The organism is Turicibacter sp. T129 (genome assembly GCF_025594975.1).
Classification (GTDB): Bacteria; Bacillota_I; Bacilli_A; order MOL361; family Turicibacteraceae; genus Turicibacter; species Turicibacter bilis.
Map to the genome: position 1 here is coordinate 1 of NZ_JAMQUU010000115.1, position 9955 is coordinate 9955.

General features: G+C 34.2%; 10 protein-coding genes. 8 read left to right on the forward strand and 2 right to left on the reverse strand.

Annotated features, from left to right (window positions below):
- The first annotated feature begins 533 nt into the window (after positions 1-533).
- The 3 genes from NEH75_RS13225 (at position 534) to NEH75_RS13235 (ending at position 2538) form a co-directional block, all read left to right on the forward strand.
- A complete protein-coding gene (locus NEH75_RS13225) occupies positions 534-1019 on the forward strand; it encodes a peptidylprolyl isomerase (RefSeq protein ID WP_343288202.1) in 486 nt (161 codons plus the stop codon).
- 105 nt (positions 1020-1124) lie between these two features.
- Positions 1125-1682 (forward strand): PepSY domain-containing protein, encoded by a 558-nt coding sequence (locus tag NEH75_RS13230; protein ID WP_055242537.1) that lies wholly within the window; start codon positions 1125-1127, stop codon positions 1680-1682.
- Between the two features lie 79 nt (positions 1683-1761).
- Entirely contained in the window at positions 1762-2538 is a 777-nt protein-coding gene (locus NEH75_RS13235; protein WP_055242536.1) for a hypothetical protein, read from the forward strand.
- A gap of 533 nt (positions 2539-3071) precedes the next feature.
- Here NEH75_RS13235 and NEH75_RS13240 read toward each other — a convergent pair.
- Complete coding sequence (locus NEH75_RS13240; protein ID WP_055242535.1) at positions 3072-4019, reverse strand: pectinesterase family protein; 948 nt, start codon at positions 4017-4019, stop codon at positions 3072-3074.
- Positions 4020-4191: 172 nt separating this feature from the next.
- Here NEH75_RS13240 and NEH75_RS13245 point away from each other — a divergent pair, with 172 nt between their 5' ends.
- Entirely contained in the window at positions 4192-4671 is a 480-nt protein-coding gene (locus tag NEH75_RS13245) for a hypothetical protein (RefSeq protein ID WP_055242534.1), read from the forward strand.
- Here NEH75_RS13245 and NEH75_RS13250 read toward each other — a convergent pair.
- Positions 4663-5838, reverse strand: coding sequence for an MFS transporter (locus NEH75_RS13250; RefSeq protein ID WP_055306022.1), 1176 nt, complete (start codon positions 5836-5838; stop codon positions 4663-4665). The two genes, NEH75_RS13245 and NEH75_RS13250, sit on opposite strands and share 9 nt — an antisense overlap.
- A 224-nt stretch (positions 5839-6062) precedes the next feature.
- On the opposite strand from NEH75_RS13250, the gene NEH75_RS13255 reads away from it, so the two are divergent.
- The 4 genes from NEH75_RS13255 to NEH75_RS13270 all read left to right on the forward strand — a co-directional run bounded on the left by NEH75_RS13255 (position 6063) and on the right by NEH75_RS13270 (position 9790).
- On the forward strand, positions 6063-6866 hold the full coding sequence (locus NEH75_RS13255; protein WP_055242532.1) for a hypothetical protein: 804 nt from the start codon (positions 6063-6065) through the stop codon (positions 6864-6866).
- A gap of 112 nt (positions 6867-6978) precedes the next feature.
- Entirely contained in the window at positions 6979-8013 is a 1035-nt protein-coding gene (locus NEH75_RS13260; RefSeq protein ID WP_055306023.1) for a hypothetical protein, read from the forward strand.
- 194 nt (positions 8014-8207) lie between these two features.
- Positions 8208-9380, forward strand: coding sequence for a class I SAM-dependent RNA methyltransferase (locus NEH75_RS13265; RefSeq protein WP_055242530.1), 1173 nt, complete (start codon positions 8208-8210; stop codon positions 9378-9380).
- Positions 9381-9589: 209 nt separating this feature from the next.
- The gene (locus NEH75_RS13270; RefSeq protein WP_055242528.1) at positions 9590-9790 is read left to right on the forward strand and encodes a cold-shock protein; all 201 of its coding nucleotides are present in this window, start codon (positions 9590-9592) and stop codon (positions 9788-9790) included.
- The last annotated feature ends 165 nt before the right edge of the window (positions 9791-9955 follow it).

Sequence of the window (9955 nt, forward strand, 5' to 3'; positions counted from 1 at the left end):
CCTACCAATGGTAGATACATTTACTTCGTAAATGGTAGGTGACCCATTCCCTACCAATGGTAGATACATTTACTTCGTAAATGGTAGGTGACCCATTCCCTACCAATGGTAGATACATTTACTTCGTAAATGGTAGGTGACCCCTGGACTATAGGATGTGTTAGTACCCAAAGGGCATAAGAGACGAAACTGATGATAAAAATGTAAAAGGTATTGCTGGTTATATATAGATGTTGCTATCGTGGTTGATGAGAAGTGGTCATTAGAAATGAAAATAAGCTCTTCCTATTATAGAGGAGGTATGACGAGTCATTTCTTCAATCTTATCTCAAAAAATAGATGAAGCTTCACAATTAGTTTTTATTTTGCTACAATCAAAGTATTATAATAAAAAGGAGAATATGATGAAATTGAAATGGAGAAAACTTACATTAGTCTTGTTGCTTATGATGACACTGGTTGGATGTCAATCAAAACCAAAAGAATTAATTGCACCAGAGGTTGAAGTACCTGAAAACTTACCCCTTGTTACGATGGAAATTAAGGATTTCGGAACCATTCAAGCTGAACTATATCCGCATATTGCACCGAATACCGTGAATAACTTTATCTCATTAATTAATCAAGGGTTTTATAATGGACTAACTATTCACCGAATTGAAAAAGGATTTGTTTTACAAGGGGGCGATCCAAATGGAATTGGAACGGGTGGACCAGGTTATGCGATTGCTGGAGAATTCATCAATAATGGATTCCAAAATGATTTAAAACATACGGAAGGTGTGTTATCGATGGCTCGCACCAACCAACCAGATAGTGCAGGAAGTCAATTCTTTATTATGTTAGATGATGCACCTCATTTAGATGGTCATTATGCAGCCTTTGGGCGAGTCACATCTGGAATGGATGTTGCACATGATATTGAAGTAGCGGGAACAAGTAATGGACCAGTTGTGATTGAGTCAATGACAGTTAACACTTATGGAATTGAATATTCTGCACCAGACGTTATTCAATAAAATGGGTCCATTTTGGACTCATTTTTTTATCCAAAGATTGTTTTAAACCTCAAACAATGGTTCATACTAAAAAACGTTAGATTAGAAATCATGAGGTAAATAAACATGAAAAAATATAGACATTATTTATTAATTGGGGGAGCTCTTTTAGCATTAACGGCTTGTTCAAATACAAAGTCTTCAACCACGACTCAAACCCCAACTAATAATGGAACAGTTAATGAAACGGGTACTACGCAAGTTAAAGGCGGTGATATGCCAATTGAAGATATCTTAATTCAAGCTCGAAAATCCATTGGAAATGGAATTGTGACAAGTGTTGATTATGAGGTAGGTCACCCAAATTATTATGAAGTTGATATTTATGTTGAAAATCAGAAATATGAACTTCAATTTGATGCGCTAACTGGAGAAATTTTTAAACAAGAACAAACATCAGAAAATCCAACTATTTTAGATGGAGTGAATATTTCGATTGATGAAGCGATCTCAATTGCGGCTGCTCAATCAAATGGTGGGCTTGTTCATTCAATTCATTTACAACCAAAAGAAATTGGTGTTGTTTATGAAGCAACAGCCATTAAAAATAATAAAGAACAAAAAATTGAAATTAGTGCTACTGATGGAAAAGTGATTTCATTTGAAGAAGAAGTGAATGATTAATTTTAAGCAAAAGATGACATTTATCCTCCAATATGAACATATGATGAATTGAATAGGAGAATAGGGAGTAGGGAGATAAATGGATGATGTTAATCGTGCGTATCAAATTCTTGGGGTAACACCCACCATGTCACTAGAAGAAATAGAGGCAGTTTATGATGAACTACTAGAAAAATATGAACATCTTGCAGACGATAATATGTATTATAAAGAAAAGATAGCGGAGTGGACGGATGCTTTTGACTGTATCATTGACCACCGAATCGATATTACAGAACATCCTTCTTATCAAAATCATTCAGATCAAAGATGGTTATCTAGCCTTGTTGTCGTCAAATTAGTTTTTATCGTTATCATTGCCTGTATAGTGATTAAACAAATTGGGTGGTTAGAAACACCTAACCAATCGGTAAGTAATGGCTCAAGTATCTACGAGTTATCGAATAACTTTGAACTTTCTTTGTCTAAATTTAGCGAGTTTACTGATTGGGATTGGGGATATTATGAGGATGGCGACCAATGGACCATTATTTTAGCAATCGAAGTTTCAAAGGCTGATGAAGAGGGAGCGCTCATCAATGCCTATAATTTTCGATTAGAAGAAGACTGCCCTACAACATTAATCACAAAAGATATTTATTCAGATGAAGAGTTAAATCAAGTTCATTATTTAGGAGGCTATAGTGAGCTCGTACCACTTAATCAGAAGTTTGGCGTTGTTTTTAACGTAGCAGCTTTTGAACAAGGTGAAGAACGCATTCTTTACTATTATTATCCCGATGGAAGCAAGCACGAAGTGGGACGTCTAATTTTTGACGTCTTGAATAATAAAGAAGATCAGGGGATTTTTATCTAAATAAAAATAGACAAGTCTAAACTTGTCCATTTTTTTATGTTTTTATATAAGTCCCCATAAGTTTTTCACAACGTAAAAACTAAATCCCTTGCATTAGAGGATTAGGTTTCTTTTGGAAATTGCTAGGTTATCCATTTATTACCAATGGTAGGTGATCCCTGGACTATAGGATGTCTTAGTATTAAAGTTTTTTGATAACTAAGATTGATTTTAGAAAGGTGAAATAAATTTCGGTTTGTATCTAGTTATTTTTGATAAAAAATAATTTCTTTAGAACTTATACAGGATAAAATATCGAATCGAATTATATGAGTACTATTGATTTTGTTCGTTTTCCAATTTTATTTAGGCTTAAGGTTCATAATTATTATTAATCAATACTTGAGCCCCACACAAAATCTTAAAGAGGAATATATCAGGCAATTAATTGATGATGTATCGTATCAACGCGGATATACCCGATTATTTAATAGTTTAGATCATTAATGGTTAATTTCCCTAGTTTGTGCGGTGATACTGTCATTCGTGAGACCTTAGTTTGGATCCCAATTTCCTAATACTTTTTCTTTTTTATAAAATACGGCTTCTTCGGGCGACAATTCTTTAGAGAAATTGACTCGTTGATTAGATTTCGCACCAGGACCAAAATTTTGAAACTCATAAAACTTAATAGAATCATGAGAATCGATTTTTCCCCAGTCATCCCATCCCGCTGCATGGATATGAGGACCTAAATAACAGTTTAAAAATGCCACATGTGCAAATCTCCGCCAAGGTCGTCCTAAAAAGACAGATCCTTTGCGGGCATCGCTGACTAACTCACAGTGATTAAAGACATAACCGTAAGCTTCGTCTTTAGGGGTCGATGCGGCTGTCACATAACTAAGTCCATCTATGGCATTTGAAAAAATTGTACATCTCTCAAAATAGGCCGTTGCTCCACCAAAGATAAAATCAATATCTCCTTGTAAATAACATCGTTCGTAATAATGGCGACCGACTTTTCTTGGAAAATACTCACCAGGTCCAATAAAAGAGCCAGGAATAACTGGAGTAGATGGGAGTGGAGCCGTAAATAAAGTATCTTGATTTCCTAAAAAGCAGCAATCTTTAAAATGAATACAATCCCCATCAACATACAAGGCGATTGCTTGACCTACATCTTTCCCCTTTCCAGACTTGTTTTCAAACGTTAGGTTAGAAAATGTAAGGTGATTCCCATGAATAAACATCGTATAGCTTCTAAATGTTTGTAATAAAGTTCCATCTGCTAATACCTTTTTAGCATAATCATCAAATGTAATCACGGTACTTTCTGCATCTTCACCGATAAAGGTGACATGAGAATGATTCAGATACAGCTTTTCATGATAAACACCTCGTTTAATAAAAATAGTGGTAGGATCTTTTCCTTTTAATGAATCAATGGCGGCTTGAATTGATTGAAAGTCTCCACTACCATCTAACGCTACAATTAGCATTTAGTCATCCCTCTATTCTTTTTTAGTTTATTCGTTTATATTGTAGATATAAGATTAAAAAAGTTATGTCGAAGTATAGTTTATCGTTCAAGAAAAAAATAATAGAAAAACTGGATACTTTTAAATTGCTTTAAATAAACTAGAATAAGAGTGAAAAAAAGGGAGTGATAGGATGGAAATAAAAATTATGAGTCAACAAGAAGCTCAAAATTGGAGCTATGATCAATGGATGGGAGTTGCACTACTTATCTCAATTCTTGGAACTCATTCAAAGATCCCAACTTTTTATAAAAATCCTCGCATTATTGAAAAGATATCCCTAACATTTGATGATATTCAAACCGTTCAAGAGAATCATACTTTACTATCAGAGGAACACTGTTTACAAATTCGTGATTTTGTATTAGAGCATGCGGAAGAAGTAGAGTGTATTGTTATTCATTGCTATACTGGTGTTTCAAGAGCAGCAGCTATTGCCTTCGCGATTTGTCATCTATTAAACTTAGATGATACGTGGATTTGGGTATCGGAGCGTTATTATCCAAATAAATACTGTGTTCATAAATTAAATCGAGTTCTAAATCTAGGGCTGACCGAGCAAGATATTCAATCTCGTTATCAATATAAAGAAAAAAAACATCAGCTAAGCTGATGTTTTTTTCTCTCGACGATATTGTAAGATTAAGATAAGGCAAGCGATTAAAGCCATAACACTCCCAACTAAGAATGGAAGTTTACTACCAAAATCATATAAGAACCCAGCCATTAATGAACCAATGACCATTCCGACTGAACGCGCCGAGTTTTGAATCCCCATAATTTCTCCCGCATTATCTTTCGCATGCTTTGAAATCATACTTTGATAAATTGGCTGAGCAAGCGGCATTACAATAAAGAAAATAACTAAGAAGATTCCCATCACAATTAGATTTGAGCTATACGCCCAAATGAACAAAGATCCTCCGGTAAGGGCAATTACAACGATTAACGTTTTTAGCTCATCGTACTTCGCTGCTAAAAGAGGATTAACCAAGAAATTAACTAAAACAGCACAAATTGGAACAATGCTTAAAATTAAACCATTTAATTGTGTTGGTAATTTTAAATCTGATTCAACGAAGTATCCAATAGTTGAATTATAAGACGTTGTTGTAATATTCATGAATGCTACTGTTAAAATAAGAGCACCCAACATAGATTTAAAATCAAGACTCGATTTTTTTAATTTTAAGTGATTTAATGCTAATACTGCTTTTCCTTCTTTTTTCTTTTCTAATGTTTCATTAGTCAAGAAGAACAAAGCAACGGTTATAGCAATACAGGCAGCAAATTGAACGATAAAGCTATATTTATAATTAGTGGCTCCAAGCCAACCTCCGATATTAGAACCAACGGCTGATCCCATCGCTGTCGTTGCAGCTAAGTAGGCTAATGATTTGGCACGATTTTCAGGTGATGACAAATCACTAATACACGCCATCACAACGGCAATATAACTCACACTTAAAACTCCACCTAGTACCCTGAAGGCTGAAATAAGAGCTGCACTTTGACTTAAACCAAAACCAAGTTGAGCTGTTCCGTATCCGAGAACACCAATCATTAAAAATCGTTTACGTCCTTTGTAATCAGATAGACTTCCCCAAATAGGTGAAAAGATATAACTCCCAATTGACATTAATGCAAAAAATAAACCAAACATATATGACGGTAATTCTAATTCATTAATTAAACGAGGTGTCACAGGATGTGCGAAATTGAAAACCGCCATAATTAAAAAGTTAAAAAATAAGAACTTTCTTAAAGACTTTTGTTTCATAAATCCTCCTTATAAAATTGTCACTAGTTATCATTATATAAAATTTAGCAGATAACTACAAACTTTAAAGTTTAAAAAGTCGAATGAAATTCCCTCATTCTTTATCATATCAATCCATCAAATGGCGTATGCTTCTAGTAACAGGCAAATGAACCGGATCAATACACAATCAAACATTTTTGAAAGGGGGAAGTTGCAAATCAAGCGATTTTGCAACGAGACAGATGGGCACAAAAAATAAAAGCTACTATCGCAACTGGTACCAACATTGGAAAGAAGAAGAACAAGAAAAACTAGAACAATCAATGAATGAAGTACGAGCATATCAACACAACATTGAGTCAACACAATATAAAGCAAATCATGATTTGAGTCGGCAATACGGGGGATACACCCAGTCTGTGCATCGAAAATCACAATCACCATACAGTGCCACACGCCGCAAATCGCAAATGGCAGACATCAATCTATCTAATCAAAATCAATTTTCAGATATCTTACGAGGTCTTCTTGTTGGGTTACCGCTCGTCGTTGTTTTACTGACTCTACTTTATGCAGGGGGTGTCATCCCGCAAGAAACTGTCAATCGCTTATTTGGTATGACGACTACAAGTCCAGTCACAGAATACATTGAACAATACGACGAACTTATGGTTTTACATAACAATATCAACAAAAGTTTATCTGAACATATTGGCGCTAACAATATTACACCAACCTATCTTCAAGAATTAAAATCACAGCAACAAAATATCATCAATAAAACACAAGAACTCCTTGCCAATAAAGATGAAAGTTTTAGTGAAATGGGACGCCTATTAAATCTTAAACTTATGAGTTTAGATCAGCTTATCAATCAAGTCACAAGTAGCGAAAGTGTGACAGAAGAAATCACTCAATCATACAATCAATTTGTTAGTGATCAAAATGAAGTTGCAAATCAAATTGTGCTTGCTTTAACAAGTTTATTAGATAACAACAACATTAAGTACACGAAACAAGTTAATGGAAGCATTCAAATTAAATAAAAAATCCATTCAATATTTTATTGAATGGATTTTTTATTGTTTTCACAAATTTGGGTAAAATATGTTAAAATGGTCATGCTATAACATAGAAACATACGCTTTGGAGGAATATATGAACCGTAGGATTAGTAAAACATTAGGCTTAAGTCAAGAAGCCTACTTATTTGACTCACCACTATATTTAACAAAGTCACTACTCGCTATCGCTACAGGATATATCATCGGAAAACAATTTCCAATTGCTCAGTTAGATATGATTTCAGTTTTACTTGGAGTCATGTACAATTTGGAACCATTGAATCGAACAGGTGTTCGTAGTGGTGTCAGTCAACTGATTGCCTCGACGATTGGTGCCGCAGCTACGGGAATCTTAGTGCTAGCATTTGGAGTTAATGTTTTTAGTATTAGTATTGGAATGGTTCTAACACTATACGTCTGCTTAAAAATTAACTGGCGTCTTGTTTCGCCCGTTGCCATCTTTACATCGATTTACATGACTCAATATATACAAGTGAATGAAGCGGGATTACCTAGCATATGGCTAACCTTTCGTTTACGCATCATCGCCCTTGGTTTAGGGGTATTAATTGCGTTATTTTATAACTATATATTTTCAAACCTATACTATCGTAAATTTGCTAAAAAGAGATTGCAATATGCCAATGAACAAGTCCTTAATGGCCTAACATATACAGCGAAAGTATTTCAACGAACATTACCACGTGGAAAAAGAGGCTATATTCAGCTATTCAGTCAACAAATGAATGATTTAGACTTAGTATATTCAAACATTGAGGCCCTTAAAACAGAATTTACTATATTGAAAAAAGAAGTCAAACTAAAAGAAGTGAATAAACTACAAGAAATTGCTGAACTTTACCGAGATATTAATCATTTAACGTATGACTTGAACTTTTTATTAGAATCGACACCAGAGGTCGTATTAGATAAAGAGTTAGAACTTTCTTTAGAAGAAGTTATTGTCGTATTAGAATCGACAGATTATACGAATTCAATTGTTCCGCCTTTACATGACTTAAAAGTTGAAAAGCACTATCTTGATATAGGAAATCCATTTGCTGAACGTATTCATAAAATCTGTGAAAAAGTAAATCTAGTGGTAGAAAAATTACAACATCTTCAATAAGACATAAAAAGATAATTATTGCCACGTTTGACGATTAGTGATAAACTTAAAAATGGTATTTTAGGCCACCTTAAAAACAGAGTTTTGAGAGCTCTTGAAAATGGATAAAATAAAAGTGTATTGAACATAAATGTCATCTCAGTAACTATTCGTCCATGACGAATGGCTACTTTAAGATAAGGAGAAATAGAAATATGGATTATCAATTAATTGCAACGACCACATTTGGAATCGAAGCTGTTACAGCAAAAGAATTAAGACAACTAGGATATGAAGACTTAAAATTAGAAAATGGTAAAGTTCATTTCGAAGGAGACGAAATGGATATCGCAATTACTAATACATGGTTACGTACTGCTGATCGTGTCTTAATCAAAGTAGCAGAATTTGAAGCAACAACATTCGAAGACTTATTCAATCAAACAGAAGCGATTGATTGGAGTCAATATATCCCGGTGAACGGAAAAATGCACGTTGTTGGGAAATCAATTAAATCAACATTACATAGTGTACCAGATTGTCAGGCTATCGTTAAAAAAGCAGTTGTAAAAAGCATGCAACGTGCTTATAACCAAGATTGGTTCACAGAAGATGGACCAGTTTATAAAATTGAAGTAGCTTTATTAAAAGATGTAGTTACTTTAACAATTGATACAACAGGACCAGGATTACATAAACGTGGATACCGTGAATTTGCTGGTGAAGCACCATTAAAAGAAACATTAGCAGCTTCATTAATTTTATTATCTCGTTGGAAACCAGAACGTTTATTAGTTGACCCATTCTGTGGTTCAGGAACAATCTTAATCGAAGCGGCATTAATCGGAAACAACATTGCACCAGGATTAAATCGTAACTTCGTTTGTGAAGAGTGGCCTTCAATGGATAAAGAAATCTTTGAACAAGTACGTGACAGTGCACGTAAGGCAATCAAAAACAACTCATTACGCATGTTCGGATACGATATCGATCCTCAAGTTTTACGTACAGCGCGTCAAAATGCTGAAAAGGCAGGAGTAGCAAAATCAATTGAATTCCATCAATTAGATTTCCATAAATTCTCTTCAAACTATAAGTATGCCTACATGATTACAAATCCACCATATGGTGAGCGTATCGGAGAAGAAGATGAAGTCTTCAAATTAAACAAAAAATTAGGAATGATGAAACGTAAATTATCAACATGGGATTTTAATATCTTAACTTCATTCTCTAAATTTGAAAAAGCATTTGGTCGTGAAGCAGATAAAAACCGTAAATTATACAATGGACGTATCTTAACACGCTACTACCAATACTTTGATAATAATTTAAAACAAAAATATGGAGTAGTAATGGCTCAAACAGAGACAACAACAGAAGAATAATTTAAGAAGTGGCCCTTTGACGGTCACTTTTTAAATTTATACTAAAATAAAACTTTAAAAATATGTATATTAAGTTAAAAAAAGGCCATCATATAAGCGATAGTTCCATTACACTTAAAAGCATATCTAACCAAGTGAAGATTTTAAGATATCGATTTTAAATGACGGTAACTAGTTAATATGATTTATATTTTGGAGGTTTTTCAAATATGGCAACAGGAACAGTAAAATGGTTTAATGCTGACAAAGGTTACGGATTCATTACAGTAGATAATGGTGATGAAGTATTTGTACATTTCTCAGAAATTCAAGGAGAAGGATTTAAGACACTAGAAGAAGGACAAAAAGTAGAATTTGAAGTAACACAAGGTAATCGTGGTCCTCAAGCTTCAAATGTTCAAAAATTATAGAATAAAAAGAGTCGATGAACTATCGACTCTTTTTTATGTGCGCCCGGCATGGGTATTATCTAACGGGTTAAAGTCCCGAGTACGTCCAAGTAGCGGAAAGTACATAGCCTAAGACAAGGGTGTCCTCTGCGAGGAGGAATCTGAAGGAAGTCCGTGGGCAAACTT

Excerpts from the sequence above, each read along its gene's own strand:
- NEH75_RS13225 (WP_343288202.1), top strand. The coding sequence starts at position 534 with ATGGAAATTAAGGATTTCGGAACCATTCAAGCTGAACTATATCCGCAT.
- NEH75_RS13230 (WP_055242537.1), top strand. The coding sequence starts at position 1,125 with ATGAAAAAATATAGACATTATTTATTAATTGGGGGAGCTCTTTTAGCA.
- NEH75_RS13235 (WP_055242536.1), top strand. The coding sequence starts at position 1,762 with ATGGATGATGTTAATCGTGCGTATCAAATTCTTGGGGTAACACCCACC.
- NEH75_RS13240 (WP_055242535.1), bottom strand. The coding sequence starts at position 4,019 with ATGCTAATTGTAGCGTTAGATGGTAGTGGAGACTTTCAATCAATTCAA.
- NEH75_RS13245 (WP_055242534.1), top strand. The coding sequence starts at position 4,192 with ATGGAAATAAAAATTATGAGTCAACAAGAAGCTCAAAATTGGAGCTAT.
- NEH75_RS13250 (WP_055306022.1), bottom strand. The coding sequence starts at position 5,838 with ATGAAACAAAAGTCTTTAAGAAAGTTCTTATTTTTTAACTTTTTAATT.
- NEH75_RS13255 (WP_055242532.1), top strand. The coding sequence starts at position 6,063 with ATGGGCACAAAAAATAAAAGCTACTATCGCAACTGGTACCAACATTGG.
- NEH75_RS13260 (WP_055306023.1), top strand. The coding sequence starts at position 6,979 with ATGAACCGTAGGATTAGTAAAACATTAGGCTTAAGTCAAGAAGCCTAC.
- NEH75_RS13265 (WP_055242530.1), top strand. The coding sequence starts at position 8,208 with ATGGATTATCAATTAATTGCAACGACCACATTTGGAATCGAAGCTGTT.
- NEH75_RS13270 (WP_055242528.1), top strand. The coding sequence starts at position 9,590 with ATGGCAACAGGAACAGTAAAATGGTTTAATGCTGACAAAGGTTACGGA.